Source organism: Mesonia oceanica, from assembly GCF_902499555.1.
GTDB lineage: Bacteria > Bacteroidota > Bacteroidia > Flavobacteriales > Flavobacteriaceae > Mesonia > Mesonia oceanica.
The window spans coordinates 184,501-203,698 of sequence record NZ_CABVMM010000007.1 but is presented as its reverse complement, the minus strand read 5'-3'; the positions used below and the strand labels follow the sequence as shown (position 1 = coordinate 203,698).

Below are 19,198 nucleotides of genomic sequence, written 5' to 3'. Positions count from 1 at the left end.
TCAAAAGGTTTATCACATAATTTGATAATAATTTCAATTAAAAAATTACCAAGATCTTATACTGAAGAATTAGAACATTGTTTTTTAATAAGCTATTTAATGAAATAGAGAATTATACAAATCCTTCAAATTACTAAGTTACACTTCGAATGAGATAGGAAATATCCCCAAATAATGTTAATTAACATTATTTTCTATTCAAATTTGGCTTTCCAAAAATGTTGTACCTATGTTGTACCCAGTCCATAAAAAAAGGCCTTACATTTCTGTAAAGCCTTGTCATTGCTAGTAGCGGGAACAGGACTCGAACCTGTGACCTTCGGGTTATGAGCCCGACGAGCTACCTACTGCTCTATCCCGCGATTTCGACTGCAAATATAAGGCATTTAAATGATACTAACCAAATAAAATTTTAGATTTATTTCTCTATCTTCAGATTAGAAACATAAACTCAATATAAAACCCTGTTATAGAAATCAATATAGCTTTCAATCATTTTTTTATAATCAAATTTTTCCATCACATACTCCCGACAAGTTTTTCTTGATTTGCTGGCAGCATTCACGAAAGCTCTCCTCAATTCCTGCGGATCTGAAGTGTTCACTTGAATACTACAGCTATTAGGCAGGTAGTCCGTATTCAGGTTATCTGAAATTATCACCACCGGAGTTCCACAGCTAAATGCTTCTAAAACTAAATAGCTGGAAGACATAAATATTTTTTTAGTAATAACTGCTAAGCTTGCATTCTGCAAGCATTGCTTATAATTGTTTTCTTTTAAAGACGTATAAACTTTAATTTTATCGTTTACCTTAGGAACCACTACTTTCTCATGATAATCGCTATTTATAACATCACCATAGACAGCTAGTTGAAAGCCTCCGTCCTCTGCGGCTTCAATTATATTTTCAATATGATTTTCAGCAACAATATCACCCGCAAAAAATAGGGTATTACTTTGCGGCTTAAGATTAAAAGACCAAGCATTATAATCAATTCCACAGTAAATAATATCATCAATTTTACTATGCCCTGTACAGGCATTAGCTATCGCATGATCAATAGCTATATAAAAGTTATTGGAGGTTTGATTTAGCTTAAGTGCGCTTTGTAATAATCCCTGAGGTCTTTTAAATAAAGTAGTTATTGTTGGTATTTCTAAAAACTGAGCTGTAAAGACCGGGATTTGATTTTGAGAGATATTATGTACCAAATCAAAATCTGTTTCTTGTAAATATTTAAAGATTTCAAAATAACTATGTTGTTCTTCTCCAAATTGTTTGAAACCGTCAGAAACATTTTCATCATAGCTCCAATCTATAGAATTTAAATTTAAGGGATAAACCTCACAAGGCAGCTTAGAACCGTATAACCCAAAATAAGTCACCTCATAACCCAAATCGACCAAGCCTTTAATTAAATGATAGGTATATTCTTGTAAATAATTATTAGCCTTGGGAAGGACGGGAAATCCGCTAAAACCGATAACAGCTATTTTCATTAATGGAGTTTAGTTTGAGTTTATTAAAAATTATGTAATTTAGTTATCAAATTTCATAAGAAAGTAGACAACCTATTAACTCATTTCAAATAATAAATACCTTAAATACATCGATGAAAGACCTTTACGTAAAATCATTGCCATTAAAAGACGTAATTTTAGATTTATCTAAGGAGTTTTCCTGTGGTATTATAGAACATTGTGATGAATTTATTTTAGAAATACCCAAAGAATTTGGCAATGGCTTTATAAGAGGTATCAATTTTGGTAAAGGACTCGGGGTAATAGAATACAATTGTTCTTTTAAGGAAGACCTACAAATTCATTTCTCCTTAAGCCAAGTTCACCCTTTAAAATTTATTTTTTGTAGTGAAGGCTCTATGAAACATTGTTTTGAGGAACTTGAGCAAGCCAATACTATTGAGACCTATCAAAACGTATTGGTGGCCAGTAGCGATTTTAATGGACATATACTCCATTTTGAGGCTAACATAAAAGTACATATCAATAGCTTGGAAATTAACAGGCAAGAATTTGCCAACTATTATCATTGTAGTTTATCTAAATTTGATCATCCCCTAAAGCCTTTACTTCAAGATGTTGACGCTAAAAAGCTATTTTATTATCAGGGTAATTACAGTCTTCAAACCGCCGATATAATTTCTGAAATGAATACCGATTTATTTTCAGACTTCTTAAGAGCTCTCAAGCTTGAATCCCAAGCCCTTAATATGCTTTGTGTACAAATAGACCAGTATGCAGACGACTTAAAAATCAGTAAGAATCAGTCGGTAATCAGAAAACAGGAAATTGATAAGATTGTAGATATTACTCAACGAATTACCGATGACCTTTCTGTAACCTATACGGTACAAGAATTAGCTGATAAGATCGGGATGAATATTAACAAATTACAAGAAGGTTTTAAATACTTATATAAGGATACGGTTAATAACTATATTCAAGCCTTACGCTTGGAAAAAGCTAAAGATCTACTATTGAATACAGACTTGAGTATTGGTGCCATTACAGAAAGAATAGGATTAACAAACCCAAGCTACTTTTCAAAAGTATTCAAAGAAAAGTATAAAATAACACCAAATCAATATAGAAAAGGCATTATTAACCCCGAAAAACAAAATAATTCTTAATTTTTTTAAGAATTACAAATTCTCCACGTTAAATTAAAGCCAAACTAGCGTTCACCGATTGACTAATAATTCTTTTAAATTTACCTTTAAACAAAAAAAGTGAAGGTAAAAGAATTTTATTATGAAAGTGAGATGATTTCTGAAATAAGAAATTCTCTCCCATTGGAAAGTTCTTCTATAAAGAGAACTTCAGACAAGCTTTATTGTTTTTTAATCAAAAACCACTTTAAAGCAGAAAATGTAGTGATTGACTATCAAAGAAAAATTGCTTTTTTGCAATTTAGTCATACCAATCCATATGTGACTGATGATAAAATTTTAGTAGCTAACACAAGAATTGTAGAAGTACATTATACAAACTTAAAAACCCTACTACTGTCTTGTATTAAAAAGAATAACAAAAACCTTTCTTTTTATTATCAGGTAAAGCAGGGGTTTTCAACTTTCAACAACAAATCAATACTAACCACTAAAAATTAATTATTATGATACGATGGATTGTAATTTTCTTAATCATCGCTTTAGTAGCTGCAGTTTTCGGTTTTGGCGGAATTGCAGAAGGAGCGGCTGATATTGCCAAAATCATTTTTTACATTTTCATAGTCCTCTTAGTGATTTCACTAATTTCCAGACTATTTAGAAGGTAAGTTTAATTTTGATAGATTTTGAAAAGGATGCCATTGCATCCTTTTTTATTGTTCTATATTTTCTGCTTGAAAAGAAATCAATTCACCATTTTCAAAACTCACACTTACCTTAATTGGATTGCAGCAGACTTCACAATCTTCTATATAAGTCTGATTTTGAGAAGGGTCTAATAACATTGAAACCTCTTCCCAACAATAAGGGCATTGAAAAAAATGTTCAAGCATAATCTTATTCGTTATATTCTTCAAACTGAAGCTGAATATCTTCCCAATCTTCCATCAAGGCACTTAAGGATTTCTTTTTGGCCTGGTATTGATCGAAAAACTCAGGATCGGCAACGGTTTTATCATAATTCACCTCCAACTCCACATCAATTTCTTTAATCTCTTTTTCTAGCTTGCTAATTTTTGTTTCAATATTGCTTAGCTTATTTTTTAACGCTTTAATTTTCTTTTGGTCTTTATAAGAGTTTTTAGACTTAGCTGGTTCTTTCTTTTGTTCCTTAACGACGGTTTTCTTTTCTGCATCCCGTAAATCTTCGATACTACGTTCTTTTAAGTAGTAATCTATATCACCTAAAAACTCTTTTATTTGATGATCTTTGAACTCATAAACTTTTTTAGTTAATCCTTGAAGAAAGTCACGGTCGTGAGATACCAAAATTAAAGTACCCTCAAAATTGGCCAGCGCATCTTTTAATACATTTTTTGACTGTATATCGAGATGGTTTGTAGGCTCATCCATCACCAGTACATTAAATGGTTGCAAGAGCAGTTTTGCAAGTGCCAAGCGATTTCTTTCACCTCCAGAAAGCACTTTTACATACTTATCTACTTCTTCCCCACGGAATAGAAAAGCTCCTAATATATCACGTACTTTTGTCCTGTTAGTTTCATTAGCGGCATCAATCATCGTTTGATGCACGGTTTTGTTTCCATCTAAGTATTCGGCTTGATTTTGGGCGAAATAAGCAATCTGTACATTGTGTCCTAACTTTAAATGTCCTTGATGGGAGATTCCCCCCACAATAATTTTCGCCAAGGTAGATTTTCCTTGTCCGTTTTGACCTACAAAAGCAGTTTTGGTATTGCGCTCAATCATTAAATCTACTTCTCGAAGTACTTTCTTATCACCATAAGATTTAGATAGTTTTTCTGCTTCAATAACAACTTTACCTGGATTTACTGATACCGGAAAATTTAATGTCATTACCGATTTATCAACTTCATCTACTTCTATCCTATCTATTTTATCTAGTTTCTTAATAAGGGATTGGGCCATAGAAGCTTTGTTAGCTTTTGCCCTAAACTTCTCAATAAGCTTTTCTGTATGCTCAATTTCTTTTTGTTGATTTTTCTGCGCAGCTAATTGTTGCTCCCTTCGCTCTTGACGCAAGACTAAATATTTAGAGTAAGCTTTGTTATAATCGTAGATTTTACCCAAAGAAATCTCGATGGTACGATTGGTTACATTATCTAAAAACATCTTATCGTGAGAGACAATCACTACAGAACCGGAATAGTTTTTAAGAAAACCTTCTAGCCAAATTATACTTTCAATATCTAAGTGGTTAGTAGGCTCATCCAACAATAATACATCGTTATTTTGAAGCAAAAGTTTAGCCAACTCTATTCGCATACGCCAGCCTCCTGAAAAAGTATCGGTGAGCTTATCAAAATCTTCTCTTTTAAAACCTAAGCCTTGTAGAATTCGTTCTGTTTCCCCTTGGTAATTATAACCTCCCAATATTTCATATTGATGCTGAACCTCATTTAAATCTATCATTAATTGATGATAAGATTCACTTTCATAATCGGTTCTTTCAGCCAATTGCTGATTAATTTCAGCTAGTTCTTTTTCTAACTTTTTAATCTTTTCAAAAGCTTCATAAGCTTCTTCCAAAACCGTTCTTCCTTCTACAAAATCTATATCCTGTTTCAAAAAACCTATACTTAAGTTTTTCTCACGGGCAATTTGTCCCGTATCTGGTTCTAATTCACCCGCCAATATTTTTAGCATGGTAGATTTCCCGGCTCCATTTTTACCTACCAAACCAATGCGATCCCCCGCACCTAAACGATAAGTAATCTCTTCAAACAAAAATTCTCCTTGAAAGGAAATAGATAGATTATGAATATTTAGCATATGTGACTTTAATTACCTTTATATTGTGCAAAGATGCTTAAATTTGTATTGGTATAAAAATTATGAAATGGGCTTATTAAAAGGAACTAAACTTTATAGCATTTTTACAGGTACTTGTCCTGTATGTCAAGAAGAAAGCATGTACAAAGAAAGTAATCCATATAAGCTATCCAGCATTCACGATATGCACGAGCATTGTAGCCATTGTGGGACAAAATATAAAATCGAGCCTTCTTTTTTCTACGGTGCTATGTACGTGAGTTATGGGGTTGGAGTCGCTTTTGCAGTAGCAACTTTTATAATTGCACACGTATTTCTAGGAGCCGGTTTGCTAGGTTCATTTATTTCTATTGTTGCTGTACTCATTTTAGCAATGCCATTAATTATGCGTTTATCCAGAAATATTTGGATAAACTTTTTCTTCAGCTATAAAGGAAAAGATTAATAGAAACGTTTAATATCTACTTCTTTTGGCAATTCTATTCCCTTTTCTATAAAATTAAACATCCAATTGGCTGCGGATGGAGCCATAATTATTCCGCGGCTTCCAAAACCATTATTTACATAAATATTTTTATAGGTTGGATGTTGACCTAAAAGTGGACGTCTATCTTTAGTTGTAGGCCTCACTCCGGCTTCTTGTTTGACAACTTCAAAAGGAACGCTTAATACTTTTTCTAATTTTGAAACAATTTCTTCTTTAGCTTCAGAAGTAGCATACCTATCCTGAAAATCCCTATTATAAGTAGCACCAACCTTAAAAAACTGATCGCCTAAAGGAATAACAAAAAATGAAAATTTGAGCATACAATCTTTTAATTCTAAACCATCACATTTAATGGTTATATACTCTCCTTTGTTTCCCACTAATTGTAAATGATCAAAATACGGATTTTGCTTTAATCCAAATCCTTCACAAAATACAATCTGTTTTGCAGTGATTTCTTTATAATTTACTTTAGAAGAATCCATTGATAATTCATCATAATCAAAAGACTTTTCAACTAGTAAATTTTCATTTAGTAATTTCTCTTTATAAGCAGCAACTAATCGATTTGTATCAAGAATTCCTGTTCCTACGACTTTCCCAAAAGAATAAGAAGAGTTCACGCCTTCTACCTCTTTAATTAATGAAGTATTTAGATAGTCTTCCAAAAAAGTTTTATCAGCAGCATCAAACCAATTATTCTGTTCTTCTACGGAATTAAAACGTCGTAAAATTGGCAAAGCTTTTACCAGTTTTACTCCCAAATATTGCTCTAATTCAGTATAAAAATCTTTTGCAAGAGGCGCTTGTTCTTGAGCATTCCAAGCTAATGTAAAGCGCTTTAAAATTACGGGGTTAAAAATACCTCCTGCCACTAGAGAAGCGTCTTGTGACTGATTATCATAAACCACAAAAGTTTTATGCTCTCTTCCAAGCTTTTCAGCTAAACATAATCCGCTTAAACCGAATCCAACAATAATATAATCTACGTTCATAATTTTGGCTATAAAAAAACGCCCTTTTTCAAGGGCGTTTGTATTATTTTGATGAAACAATAATTAGTAATTCCACATATCAGATTCAAAGTTTCTTATAGATTCTTTGATTCTTTGGGATTCTAACAATTGCATTAAGGAGTTATCTACAATGTAATCATCTACAGCTCTATCACCTTGTACATTATCTTCTTTATAAATAGTTGCATCAAAGCGTCTAGCATTTAAAAGATAATCAAAAGTAATTGGATTAGCAGAATTCTTACCATTAAACACATAATGTCGGTGAAGCTTATTTCTTATTTGGGGATAAAAAACCCAAAATAATTCTACTCCCTGAACTTCAATATCAGGATTTTCTTGCTTTTGCAATAAGTTCTGAGCTGAATAAACAATTGGTGCAATAGCAAGTAAACGATATTTTAATTCACCTTGACGTTTATCAAAATACCAATATCCTCTAATTCTATATGCTTGAACTTGAGCTGCAGTAGTTTCTGCAATATTATACATCCAATCTTGCACTTCTTCACCTGCATTTTGAGCTTCCAATCCAGCATTACTTAATTCTTTAGCCTTTAAGTTAAGGTTAATTTCTTCAGTAGTCATTTCCTGATTGAAATAAGAATCTCTATAGGCTTTAATGCCGTCTTCGGTAACTGCTTCCACTAAAAGATCAAATAGTGCTTTTCTTTCACTACTTACTTTGTCTATAGGATAAAGCAAAGGAAAATTAACCCGTTGATCTAGATCTATCTCTTCCCAAGTTGTTTTTGCCCATAAAATATCACGTTCTCCAACATATCCATAGGGTAGTGGTTCGTCATCATTATTAGCTTGCGTAGCAGCTTCACTTATTTTCCCAATTTCATCAGGCTTACCTGCATTAAGAATATTAACCTGTCCATAAGAATAAATGGTAGAAAATATTAATAATGCTATAAAACAACTCCTTTTCATCGTTTAATTTTTTAATCTTAATTAGTTAATTCAATAACAAGTGGGGCTACTTTTGGTAATTTATACGAACCATTACCAGCTATTTTTGCTTGGATGTCGAAAATTTGAACGGTAGCACCTCTTTTAGCTCCTGCTAAAGCAGATTTTGCAGAACCATTTAAACGGGTTCCACTCACTTGAATTACAGGCTGACCAATTACTTGGAATTTAAATCCACTTACAGTTAAATTTAAATCGAAATCAAAATCTGGTAAGGTAGCTGAAACAGGACTAATTTCTACTTGGTTTCTGTTCATTCTTATAATTCCACCTGAACCATCTTTAGCTCCAATCACACCAACTGGTCTTGGGATCTCTTTAATTCTAAACTTCTTACTATCTGAAACAGTTTCTCCTGTAGGAAGCTTCCCTGAAACATTAATAGTAACTTCTCTAGATTTTACATTAGTAACATCCATTACATAACTACCAGCTCCTCCACTTTGAGATAAACCAGGTGCATTTGCAGTTACAGATGGCACTCCAGGAATAGAAATAGTCATTGGGTTTTTAACACCACGGTAAACTACATTCATTTTATCTGCAGATATTACAGCTGAATTTGGTTTAGGAATTACTGCGTAAGAAGTGGTAAATGGAAGGTCTACAATAGAATCCCCTTCTTTAAATTGAAGTGTTCCTTGTATTTTTTGCTCTCCAATATTCCCAGCAGGAAAATCAAGGTTAACAGTTCCTGTACCAGGATTATCAATTTCCTTTTTATTAATAACTACTTTATCAAAACTTAAAGAGTTATCAAAACGACCTAATACAACCTTTCCTTTAAAGTTTTCACCACTAAAGAAAGCTGTTTTATCTGGAATAACGATTGCCTCGTAATTACTCATAGATAATTGACTGGCTTGCTCTCCTTGTAACATTTTAGAAAGCACTTCGTTTTCGATAGTTTTGATATCGTTTTGCATTTGAGTCAACTTTGTGATCGATGCAATTAAAGGGAAACCTACGAAGTTATAATAGATCCATTCTTTCTTCACCCCTTCATTATCTTCAACTTTTTCTGTAGAGAATTTACTCTTTACCTCTTTAGTTATATCAGGATAATTTTCACCTATTAAAGCAGTCATTTGGTTTCGGTACTTATCGACTTGAGCGACAAAATCCTCACCATCTTTAGTTACTTTACTTTGGTAAAACCGCTCATTAAAGTAATTAGCTTTATCCATTGCTTCATAATCCTTAGGATCTTTTTCTGTTGCTAAAGCTCCCTCTTTTAACTGAGCAATATAGTTATTCAAATCTGAAGAAACCTTCTGGATTTTTTGAGCTTTTTCCTGTAAAGGCTTATATTGTTTTGGCTGCTCATTTGCTTTAGCTGCCAAACCTGCCATAAAAGCCGTATTTCTCTGCTCTGCATTTTGATTAGCTTCTGTTAAACTTTCGTTTATTAAACCAAATGCAGTAAGCACTTCCTTCGACATATTTAATGCCATCATCGCGATGAACACCAAATACATCAAGTTAATCATTTTCTGTCTTGGGGTTTGTTTTCCTCCTGCCATGTGTAGTAATTGTTTTTAATTATTAATTAGGCTTGAGGTCTCATTGCGGTTAACATACCTCCGTAAACATTATTTAATGAAGATAAGTTTGTAGTTAACGACTCCATTTCAGCTTTTAATTTCACAGCATTATCTGCTACTGCCTGATTAACTTCAGCTTGTTTACTTGCAGACTCAACTTGAGCTTTATATAGATTATTTAAAGACTCCATTTGAGAAGCTGCCAAGGTCATTTCTTCACTGTATTTCTTTTGAGAAGCCATTGCATCAGTAGTTGGGGCAATTCCTTTTGCTGCTCCTTCAAAGTTTTTAATGCTTTCTCCAAGACTGTTCATTAAAGCTCCATCAATTTTAGCTTCTTTCAACATCTCATCTAATTTTTTAGATAAAGATACTTCCGCTTCTTTTACATCTCCTTTTTGAGCCACATTCATAGGACTTCCAGCTCCTCCTGCTAATTCAGGATAAACCAAAGACCAATCGTATTCATCATCTACAGATTCGAAAGCTGAAATAGTAAATACCAAAGCCTCTGTTACCAATCCTGCAATAAGCATCCCATTACCTCCTGGCCAGTGCATAATTTTGAATAATGCACCTAAAATTACTACGGCCGCTCCAAGACCGTATACCATATTCATTATTTTTTTTCCTTTTTTAGACTTTGCCATAATTAAAGTTTTAGTTGTTTAAGTTAAGTTTAGTAAAATATTAAAAATTAAGGTTCTCAAGTTTATTTTGACTATCGTGGAGGCTGGTTAAGATCTATATCTTCACCTAGATAATCTTGAACGGTTCTAAAACCAATGTAACTTCTAGCTGAATCTTGATATTCATAATCTCTAGAACTTACCTGAAGGAAGTAGGAAACATCTTTCCAAGAACCTCCCCTCACTACCTTACGACGATTCTTAGGATCGTTTACCGTAGGGTTCATAGAAGAATAAAATTCGTATGACGAAGGATCGTAAGAAGAGTTAACCCATTCTGAAACGTTTCCTGCCATATTGTATAAATTATAATCGTTAGGCTCATAAGAATCTGCTTCTACTGTGTATAAAGATTGATCTGCAGCGTAATCACCTCTCAAAGGTTTAAAATTTGCCAAGAAACAACCTCTATCATTTTTAGCATAAGGACCACCCCAAGGATAAGTTGCAGACTCCAAACCTCCTCTTGCTGCATATTCCCATTCTGCCTCAGAAGGTAAACGGTAAGTATTTACATTATGCAATCCTTTAGATTTTCTGTAACCATTATGAAATTGAGTTCTCCAATCACAAAAAGCTTTAGCTTGTGTCCAAGTCACCCCAACTACCGGATAATCATCATAGGCCGCATGCCAAAAGTAATCATTGTGCATAGGCTCATTATAAGAATAATTAAAGTCTTTTATCCATACTGTAGTATCTGGATAAACAGGTACTTTTTCTTCTTGAATATATTTTTCACGATTCCCTTTATCTCTTGCCGCAGCTTCAATATCCATTGTCTTGTAACTATACACAAATTTAGTTACATCCATTAGACGCTGACCGTTATATGATTGACTTGGTGGAAGATAAATTTCATCCATTACCTCAACATAATATTGATCAGGATAATCTGCTGTTGCCCATAAAATTTCTGGATCCCAATTTAATCTTTGGTTAGTTGGATCGTAGTGAATTGAATATTGTTGATAAGGAGTCTCAGTAGTTTGCCCTGTACCATTATTACGTCTACCTCCATTCTGATTCGCTCCTTTAAAAGCATAATCATCGATAGAACCAGATTTACCTCCATTATTTCCTTGGGCACCGCCACCGCCTCCAAGCTCGGCTGCTTCTGCTAATTTCTGTCTTACGATAGAATCTCTAACCCACTGAACAAACTGACGATATTCGGCATTCGTAATCTCGGTTTCATCCATATAGAAAGAATTCACCGTTACAGTTTTTGTAGGAGCATTATCAAGACCAGCAATATCATCATCAGACTTCCCCATAATGAACGATCCTCCAGGCACTTCGGTCATCCCGTAAGGCTTCACCGGATGCCACTTTTTACCTCGGGCACCTACCAGTTGACCTTGATTACCACTATTACAACTAGCCAAAAAAGAAGCTACTGCAATAATTAAAAATACTTTCTTCATAACATTTAGGTTAAGGGTGATCTTAAATTTAAGGGCGTAAACCTATTTATTTATTTCCTAAAAAACAATTTTTTAAGAAAAATATTTATAAAATAGACTTAATAAAATCACAAAATTAAATTTCATTTTTTCTGCAAGCCTTGTACCATCTTTCTGGAATTAAATGATTGCAAGCATCCAGATAATCCTGATGGCTACATGACAATAACGATTGTTTATTTAATTTATTGTTAAAACTTTTTGAATTTGGTATTTCAACCCACCATCTTCCCGATAATTCACTTCGATAAAAAACAAGTGTTTCATCTTGCAATGGAACCGTAAACTTTGTAAACTCTTTTAAGAACGAATTATTGTATTCTTTTTTACGAAAATTAACGCCTTCAATAAAGTACCATAAAATTTGGGATACCAACATAGCACTATTTTTAGAGATATGCAAATCCTGAATTTCATAAACCCCAAAGGAACTTACTTTATCACTTATTCCGGCATAACGAGCCAGCGCACATATTTCTTTTCCATTAAAGCCATTAGGCATAGCAGGATTAACACCAGGCATTGCCACAGAGGAAACATCAAGGCTCACTATATTTGCATCCCGCATAACGGGTTCTGAGAGTGTAATATCAGAAGAAATATCTCCTAAACGATAAGCCTCAAAAAAAAGTTTTTCTATTAAGTTTATTTCTTCCTGCGGATTAAAATAGGTCTGATAGCCAATATTCGCATAATTAAATAAATTGTAAGGCTCATTCACTACCATTTTCCCCACATAGGACTTATTGCATAATTCCTGCTCAGTATCTCCTAAATCAAATTTCGCATCTACGTTTACCAAATTCACCATTTGTCCGTAATCATCGTAAGCACGATACTGCGCATAGGCTAAATCTTGACTCCCGCCTAAAATAATGGGTATTATACTTCTATTAAGTAAATCTTCGGTAATAGACTTTAGCAGAAAATATGTATCATCAACACTTTCTCCAGGATAAATATCTCCTAAATCGGCAATTTGCTCATTCCAATTACCGGAGTAAAGTTGGTAAAACTCTTCCCGCACTTGATTGTAATGAAAAGGGATGTCTTGTGGATGCTGACTTCTTCTATCTTCAATCACTCCCACGATTGCCATTTTCACATTCGACAAATCAGGCATTCCTTCTTCAGAATGAAATAAAATTTGATTTCCAAGTGCAGATTTATGAAGCGACGCGGCTTTTTCAACCAAATTGCTATCTACAGGACGCAGAAACTCAAAACTCATGCACGATTATTTTTTGGTAGTTTTCTTTTTTGCTGTGGTTTTTTTCTTGGTGCTTTTTTTAGCGGTTTTCTTTTTAGGAGCTTTTTTCTCGATAAGCTTTTTCACCTCTTCTAAAGTAAGCTTAGCAGCATCTACCGTCTTAGGCAATTCTATTTTAGTCCTTCCTTTGGTAATCTTACTTCTACCCCAACGTGCTTTTTCCACTTTAATTCCTTCATCTTCCCAATGATGAATTAATTTCTCTTTCTCTTTCTTTTTCTTATCTTCAATCAATTCAACGATATCATCTTCAGAAAGATTATCAAAATCGTATTTCTTACTAACGTTAATAAACATTCCGTCCCATTTTAAATAAGGACCAAATCTACCAACCCCTTTTTGCACGTCTTTTCCTTCGTGATTATAAATAGGAGCGTCTGCTTTTTCTTTTTCTTTAATCAGCTCTAAAGCCCTATCGTAAGAAACATCTAACGGGTCTTCTCCTTTTTCTAAGGAAACATATTTTTTTCCAAATTTCACATAAGGACCATAGCGACCATTATTCACCTCAACTTTCTCTCCTTTATATTCTCCTATTTCTTTTGGAAGCTGAAACAAATCTAAAGCTTCTTCAAAAGTTATAGAATTTAGGGTTTGATCTGGACCTAAACTGGCAAACTGAGGTTTTTCTTCATCTTCCACAGAACCTATTTGAACCATCGGACCAAATTTACCCAAACGCGCACTTACCGGTTTTCCGGTTTTAGGGTCTTTACCCAGCACACGCTCCCCTACTTCACGTTCGGCATTTTCTGCTACATCTTGCACCGTAGGATGAAACTCTTTGTAGAACTCATTCATCATTTCGGTCCATTTCTCATTACCTTCAGCAATATCATCAAAATCCTGCTCTACTTTTGCCGTAAAGTTATAATCTAAGATATTTTTAAAATGCTGAACCAAGAAATCATTCACCACCATTCCCACATCGGTTGGTATCAGCTTCCCTTTATCTGAACCGACCATTTCGGTCAATGTTTTTTCTGAAACTTTATCCTTCTTTAAAGTAAATTTTGAGTAGTTACGTTCTTGACCATCAATTGAACCTTTCTCTATATATTTTCTATTTTGAATAGTGGAAATGGTTGGCGCATAGGTGGAAGGTCTTCCTATCCCCAATTCCTCTAACTTTTTAACCAAAGAAGCTTCAGTATACCTAGAAGGCGGTCTGGTAAAACGCTCCGTTGCGGTGATGTAGTTATTTTCAAGCGAATCATTCACCTTCATTGCAGGCAACAATCCTGCTTGCTCTTCTTCTTCGTCATCGGTTCCTTCTAGATAAACTTTTAAGAAACCATCAAATTTTAAAATCTCTCCGTTCGCTGTAAACTGTTTATCGTGATTATCAGCTTCAATCTTCACGTTGGTTCGCTCTAATTGAGCATCACTCATTTGCGAGGCAATTGCACGCTTCCAAATTAATTCATACAAACGTTGCTGATCTCGCTCTACATTTACCGTATGGTTTTCAAAATGGGTAGGCCTAATTGCTTCGTGAGCTTCTTGCGCTCCTTTAGACTTCCCTTTATAATTTCTAGGCTTTAAGTATTTTTCTCCATAAGCCGAAGAAATTTCTCCTGCAGCTCCTTTTTTAGCTTCATTTGATAGATTTACACTATCAGTTCTCATATAAGTAATATGACCGGCCTCATATAGTCGTTGCGCCATGGTCATGGTTTTACTTACCGAGAAATATAATTTTCTGGCGGCTTCCTGCTGAAGCGTAGACGTAGTAAATGGTGGCGCTGGAGTTTTCTTAGCAGGTTTTTTAGTTAAATCTGCGACTTTAAAATTAGCTCCTATATTTTGTTGAAGAAACTCTTCTGCTTCTTCTCTCGTATCAAAATTCTTAGGGATTTTTGCTTTAAACGATTTCCCCTCTTCGGTAGAAAATTCAGCATCAATACGATAGCTGGCGGTAGTTTCAAAATCTTGAATTTCCCGTTCGCGCTCTACAATCAATCGTACTGAAACCGATTGTACACGCCCGGCAGAAAGACCACCTTTTACTTTTCTCCATAATACCGGCGAAAGTTCATAACCTACCAATCGGTCTAAAACCCTTCTGGCTTGTTGCGCATTCACCAAATCATAATTGATCCCGCGTGGATTTTCTATCGCTTTTAAAATGGCATTCTTAGTGATTTCGTGAAAAACAATACGTTTTGTTTTATTTTTATCCAGCTTAAGTTCTTCCGCTAAGTGCCAAGCTATCGCTTCTCCTTCACGGTCCTCATCACTCGCTAGCCAAACCATTTCAGATTTATCAGCTAAGTTTTTCAACTTTCTAACAACATCCTTTTTGTCTTTACTAACAATATATTTAGGTTGAAAATCTCCATCTACATCAACCCCCAACTCCTTGGTAGGCAAATCGGCTATATGACCAAAACTGGACTCTACCTTGTAGTCTTTTCCTAGAAATTTTTCAATGGTTTTTGCTTTCGCAGGTGACTCAACTATCACTAAATTCTTCGCCATAGATCAATAATTTATTGGATGCAAAAGTAGTTGATTTTTTTTATTTGAAATTTTTTCGTGTTAAAATCCTGAAATACTTTCAAATCATTCATTAAAAATTTATTTCAAAAAAAGGTTTTCATTTGCATCACCCCCAACAGTTTCCTTTGCTAAATTTCCTTCAAACCCAATGGTCTTTTTATATATAAAATATTGTGGTATCAAACTAAAAGATGCAGTAAAGAAAATCCCCACAAAACAAAGCATCATCCCTACAAATTGAGCTAAAATACCGGAGATAAACATTAAACCGAAAGCAAGAAACCACTTTTTTGTACCAAGTTTAAAACTTGCTTTTATGATTTCTTGAGCAGTTAACTCTGGATTGAAAGCAAAAAACAGCGGAATAAAATTAATAGGTATTGCCGCATAAATCATGGGCAAACCACAAAGCAATAACGCCACAATTGAAATACCAGCAGTCATTAAACCTAACAAAACCGCCTTACCTAAATAATCTTTTTTGAAATAATAGAAATAATCTTCAGCATCAGGAATTTCTAAATCTTTGTTTTTACAAATCCTGTAGAAGGCGGCCCGCATTAAAAAACCAACTACTGAAACAAATATGAGAAATACTACATAAAAGCCAATCATAGGAATGATAAGCCACCCTGAAGGTTCCGCATTATTTTCAAAAAATTCAGGATTAATTAACCCAATAGAAACCATTGGCAAATACAACACAAAAATCAATGGTACGATTAATAAAGCAGATAGTAAAATTACCAGAAAACCCTGCACCCAAACTTTTTTAAAAAGTTCGATAGAATTATTAAAAATATCACCAAAATCTAAATCAGGTGCTTTTTCTATTTTTTGTTGAAGCGTAGTTAAATTCATACAAAGAGAGGTGTAAATTAGTTTTTCGCCAAAGAAAAGGCTTTTTAGCTATTTAAAACAAAAAAGCCCCCTATAAATAATATAGAGAGCAATTTTCCATAGCAATTGAACCAACTTAATTTAAACTAAACGTACTTAATAATTGAATACCTTCTGAAGTATAACGATATTGATAAAGTTTCTCTCCACCAACCATTAACAACACATCTTGTAAGGGAATCACATCAAAAGTTTCAATATCCTCAAACCGATCGATTAACGTAAGTTCCGGTGAAGCTGAAGCGTCATAAACTTTTAAACCTGCACTTCCATCACATACAAATAAGTGATTATCTTTTATTCCTAAACCGTAAGGTTCTTCCATTTCATAAACCGCAATACGCTCCGGCATGGCTTTATCTGAAACATCGATAATCTCTAGCTGACTAAAATCTTGACCGCACATATTTCCGCCACGAATAGTCACATAAGCTAAATCTCCTTGAACCACTACAGGATCACAACCCATCACATGGCTTATTTGCGAAACATAAGTAGGGACTGTAGCATTTGTAATGTCATAAATATACATTCCATCAGCACTTCCTAAATACAGGTAATCGCCTTGATTAAAAATGGTTTCTATTTGCCAACCTACATATTCAGTATTTACTGCTGTCGGGTTTTCAGGAGTCGAGATATTAAATATATGTATTTGGTTTTCGGTAACACTATAGAGATAATCTTTTATAATCTTAAACCTCGCCATAGAACCTCCGGTTCCACTTCCACTTAAAGCATCTGAATTTTCAACTCCATCAAACACCCTTACATCTTCGATCTTTCTAAATTCCGTCTTCACTTCATAACCTATAATAATTTCAGAAGCAAAATCAATTTCAGGATAATCTACATAATCGGCTTCCTCCATAACCGGTGGATAGTAATTCGGAAAAACATGTTCCATCCTTGTTTCATATTGGATTCCATTCACATTACTAATATCGAACACCACTAAATCGGGACCACTATTCGCATACAGCTTGTTATCTTTAACAGCAACATCGGTATTCTGCGGAATTTTCAAAAAGTTTTTCTGAACAGGGTTGGAAGGATCACTATTGTCTATTACGTGAACTCCTTTTAGATTATCATTAATAAAAATTAAATCTTGATAAGTATAAATTTTACCAGACTCTTCAATAGATTGAGCACTCTCTACACTAACAGACGACCTCAATTCATCTAAAGACATGGTTAACGGAACGGCTACTTGCACCCGCTCTAACTTTGAATTGTTATCATCATCACAACCCAAACAAAGACCAGCAAAAACAAAAAGTAGAAGTATTTTTTTCATTAAAGTTATAATTAATTGATTAGCTACACTTTGTAGATACTTGTTGAATAGAAAGGTTGCGTAATAAAAATTAAAAATTCTTAAAGCTGTCAGTTTGTCAGAATTTGTATTTAACTGTATCTTTGCCGCTCAACTTTTAATAAGAACCTTGATTTATGGAGAAGGTAATTGACGAAAAAAAACAAGGAAGCCCATTGGTGATGGAACCAAAGAAAGAGAACGGCCGTAAGCTTTTTATCGAGAGCTATGGTTGCCAAATGAATTTTAGTGATAGTGAAATTGTCGCTTCCATTTTAGCCAAAGAAGGGTTTAACACTACCGACCAGTTAGAAGATGCAGATTTGGTTTTAGTGAACACCTGCTCTATTCGTGAAAAAGCAGAACAAACCGTTAGAAAACGTCTAGAAAAATACAATGCCGTAAAACGGAAAAACCCGAAAATGAAAGTAGGCGTATTAGGTTGTATGGCAGAACGCTTAAAGGAAAAATTCTTAGAAGAAGAAAAAATCGTAGACCTTGTTGTTGGTCCCGATGCCTATAAAGATTTACCCAATTTAATTGATGAAGTTGAAGAAGGGAGAAATGCGGTAAATGTGATTCTTTCTAAAGAAGAAACTTATGGAGATATTTCTCCGGTACGTTTACAAACCAATGGTGTTTCCGCTTTTGTATCGATTACTCGAGGTTGCGATAATATGTGTACGTTTTGCGTGGTACCTTTTACCCGCGGAAGAGAACGTAGCCGAAACCCGCAAAGTATCTTAGAAGAAGTGAACGATTTAGCTGAAAAAGGGTTTAAAGAAATTACGCTTTTAGGTCAGAATGTAGATAGTTACTTATGGTATGGTGGCGGACTCAAAAAAGATTTTGTTAAAGCTTCTGAAATGCAAAAAGCAACTTCAGTAAATTTTGCCGGACTGCTTGATATGGTAGCCAAAGCACAACCTAAAATGCGCATACGATTCTCCACTTCTAATCCGCAAGACATGACCTTAGACGTGATTGAAGCAATGGCGAAACATAAAAATATATGTAAATACATTCACTTACCGGTACAAAGTGGCAGTGATCGTATTTTAAAGAAAATGAATCGCTTGCATACGCGCGAAGAATATTTTGAACTAATCGATAATATCAGAAACATCATTCCTGATTGTGCCATTTCTCAAGATATGATCACCGGTTTTCCAACAGAAACGGAAGAAGATCACCAAGACACCCTCTCGTTAATGGAATATGTAAAATACGATTTCGGATTTATGTTTGCTTATTCTGAAAGGCCCGGAACCATGGCTGGTAGAAAGTTTGAAGATGATATTCCGGAAAAAGTAAAGAAAAGGCGTTTGCAAGAAGTAATTGATCTTCAACAAAAACATTCTCACTACCGTACCCAACAACATTTAGGAAAAGTAGAAGAAGTACTCATTGAAAAAGAATCTAAAAAATCTGATTTACACTGGAGCGGTCGAAATACCCAAAATACGATGGTTGTTTTCCCAAAAGAGCATTACAAAGTGGGTGATTTTGTAAACGTAAAAATTCTTGACTGTACAACAGCAACATTAATTGGCGAACCTGTAGGCTATTCAGATAACAACTAA

At 34.3% G+C, this 19,198-nt stretch carries 17 protein-coding genes and 1 tRNA gene; 5 read left to right on the top strand and 13 right to left on the bottom strand.

Annotated elements, in window-relative coordinates:
- Positions 1–289: 289 nt before the first annotated feature.
- Positions 290–362, bottom strand: a tRNA-Met gene (locus FVB9532_RS10185).
- An 89-nt stretch (positions 363–451) separates the two neighbouring features.
- The gene (locus FVB9532_RS10180; RefSeq protein WP_150545105.1) at positions 452–1,501 is read right to left on the bottom strand and encodes a glycosyltransferase; all 1,050 of its coding nucleotides are present in this window, start codon (positions 1,499–1,501) and stop codon (positions 452–454) included.
- Between the two features lie 113 nt (positions 1,502–1,614).
- On the opposite strand from FVB9532_RS10180, the gene FVB9532_RS10175 reads away from it, so the two are divergent.
- The 3 genes from FVB9532_RS10175 to FVB9532_RS10165 all read left to right on the top strand — a co-directional run bounded on the left by FVB9532_RS10175 (position 1,615) and on the right by FVB9532_RS10165 (position 3,299).
- The gene (locus FVB9532_RS10175; RefSeq protein WP_150545104.1) at positions 1,615–2,652 is read left to right on the top strand and encodes a helix-turn-helix domain-containing protein; all 1,038 of its coding nucleotides are present in this window, start codon (positions 1,615–1,617) and stop codon (positions 2,650–2,652) included.
- A gap of 99 nt (positions 2,653–2,751) precedes the next feature.
- Positions 2,752–3,132, top strand: coding sequence for a hypothetical protein (locus tag FVB9532_RS10170; protein ID WP_150545103.1), 381 nt, complete (start codon positions 2,752–2,754; stop codon positions 3,130–3,132).
- 5 nt (positions 3,133–3,137) lie between these two features.
- Positions 3,138–3,299 (top strand): DUF1328 domain-containing protein, encoded by a 162-nt coding sequence (locus FVB9532_RS10165; protein ID WP_150545102.1) that lies wholly within the window; start codon positions 3,138–3,140, stop codon positions 3,297–3,299.
- Positions 3,300–3,344: 45 nt separating this feature from the next.
- On the opposite strand, the gene FVB9532_RS10160 is transcribed toward FVB9532_RS10165, so the two are convergent.
- Together FVB9532_RS10160 and FVB9532_RS10155 are read right to left on the bottom strand one after the other, a co-directional pair.
- The gene (locus FVB9532_RS10160; protein WP_150545101.1) at positions 3,345–3,524 is read right to left on the bottom strand and encodes a CPXCG motif-containing cysteine-rich protein; all 180 of its coding nucleotides are present in this window, start codon (positions 3,522–3,524) and stop codon (positions 3,345–3,347) included.
- A 4-nt stretch (positions 3,525–3,528) separates the two neighbouring features.
- Entirely contained in the window at positions 3,529–5,445 is a 1,917-nt protein-coding gene (locus FVB9532_RS10155) for an ABC-F family ATP-binding cassette domain-containing protein (RefSeq protein ID WP_150545100.1), read from the bottom strand.
- Positions 5,446–5,512: 67 nt separating this feature from the next.
- Here FVB9532_RS10155 and FVB9532_RS10150 point away from each other — a divergent pair, with 67 nt between their 5' ends.
- Positions 5,513–5,890, top strand: coding sequence for a DUF983 domain-containing protein (locus tag FVB9532_RS10150; protein ID WP_150545099.1), 378 nt, complete (start codon positions 5,513–5,515; stop codon positions 5,888–5,890).
- On the opposite strand, the gene FVB9532_RS10145 is transcribed toward FVB9532_RS10150, so the two are convergent.
- The 9 genes from FVB9532_RS10145 to FVB9532_RS10105 form a co-directional block, all read right to left on the bottom strand.
- Positions 5,887–6,927 carry an NAD(P)/FAD-dependent oxidoreductase gene (locus tag FVB9532_RS10145; protein WP_150545098.1) on the bottom strand — a complete coding sequence of 347 codons (1,041 nt, stop codon included), beginning with the start codon at positions 6,925–6,927 and terminating at the stop codon, positions 5,887–5,889. The two genes, FVB9532_RS10150 and FVB9532_RS10145, sit on opposite strands and share 4 nt — an antisense overlap.
- A 63-nt stretch (positions 6,928–6,990) precedes the next feature.
- Positions 6,991–7,887 (bottom strand): type IX secretion system ring subunit PorN/GldN, encoded by an 897-nt coding sequence (porN, locus tag FVB9532_RS10140; protein ID WP_150545097.1) that lies wholly within the window; start codon positions 7,885–7,887, stop codon positions 6,991–6,993.
- A gap of 17 nt (positions 7,888–7,904) precedes the next feature.
- Positions 7,905–9,449, bottom strand: a complete 1,545-nt coding sequence (gene porM / locus FVB9532_RS10135) for a type IX secretion system motor protein PorM/GldM (protein ID WP_150545096.1) — start codon at positions 9,447–9,449, stop codon at positions 7,905–7,907.
- A 26-nt stretch (positions 9,450–9,475) separates the two neighbouring features.
- A complete protein-coding gene (gene porL, locus FVB9532_RS10130; protein ID WP_150545095.1) occupies positions 9,476–10,120 on the bottom strand; it encodes a type IX secretion system motor protein PorL/GldL in 645 nt (214 codons plus the stop codon).
- Between the two features lie 71 nt (positions 10,121–10,191).
- Entirely contained in the window at positions 10,192–11,586 is a 1,395-nt protein-coding gene (gene porK / locus FVB9532_RS10125; protein ID WP_150545094.1) for a T9SS ring complex lipoprotein PorK/GldK, read from the bottom strand.
- 115 nt (positions 11,587–11,701) lie between these two features.
- On the bottom strand, positions 11,702–12,856 hold the full coding sequence (locus tag FVB9532_RS10120) for a formimidoylglutamase (protein WP_150545093.1): 1,155 nt from the start codon (positions 12,854–12,856) through the stop codon (positions 11,702–11,704).
- A gap of 6 nt (positions 12,857–12,862) precedes the next feature.
- Positions 12,863–15,376 (bottom strand): type I DNA topoisomerase, encoded by a 2,514-nt coding sequence (gene topA / locus FVB9532_RS10115; protein WP_150545092.1) that lies wholly within the window; start codon positions 15,374–15,376, stop codon positions 12,863–12,865.
- Positions 15,377–15,475: 99 nt separating this feature from the next.
- Positions 15,476–16,258, bottom strand: coding sequence for a hypothetical protein (locus FVB9532_RS10110; protein WP_150545091.1), 783 nt, complete (start codon positions 16,256–16,258; stop codon positions 15,476–15,478).
- 115 nt (positions 16,259–16,373) lie between these two features.
- The gene (locus FVB9532_RS10105; protein ID WP_150545090.1) at positions 16,374–17,597 is read right to left on the bottom strand and encodes an LVIVD repeat-containing protein; all 1,224 of its coding nucleotides are present in this window, start codon (positions 17,595–17,597) and stop codon (positions 16,374–16,376) included.
- A 155-nt stretch (positions 17,598–17,752) separates the two neighbouring features.
- Between FVB9532_RS10105 and miaB the strand changes: the two genes are divergently transcribed.
- Positions 17,753–19,198 carry a tRNA (N6-isopentenyl adenosine(37)-C2)-methylthiotransferase MiaB gene (gene miaB, locus FVB9532_RS10100; RefSeq protein ID WP_150545089.1) on the top strand — a complete coding sequence of 482 codons (1,446 nt, stop codon included), beginning with the start codon at positions 17,753–17,755 and terminating at the stop codon, positions 19,196–19,198.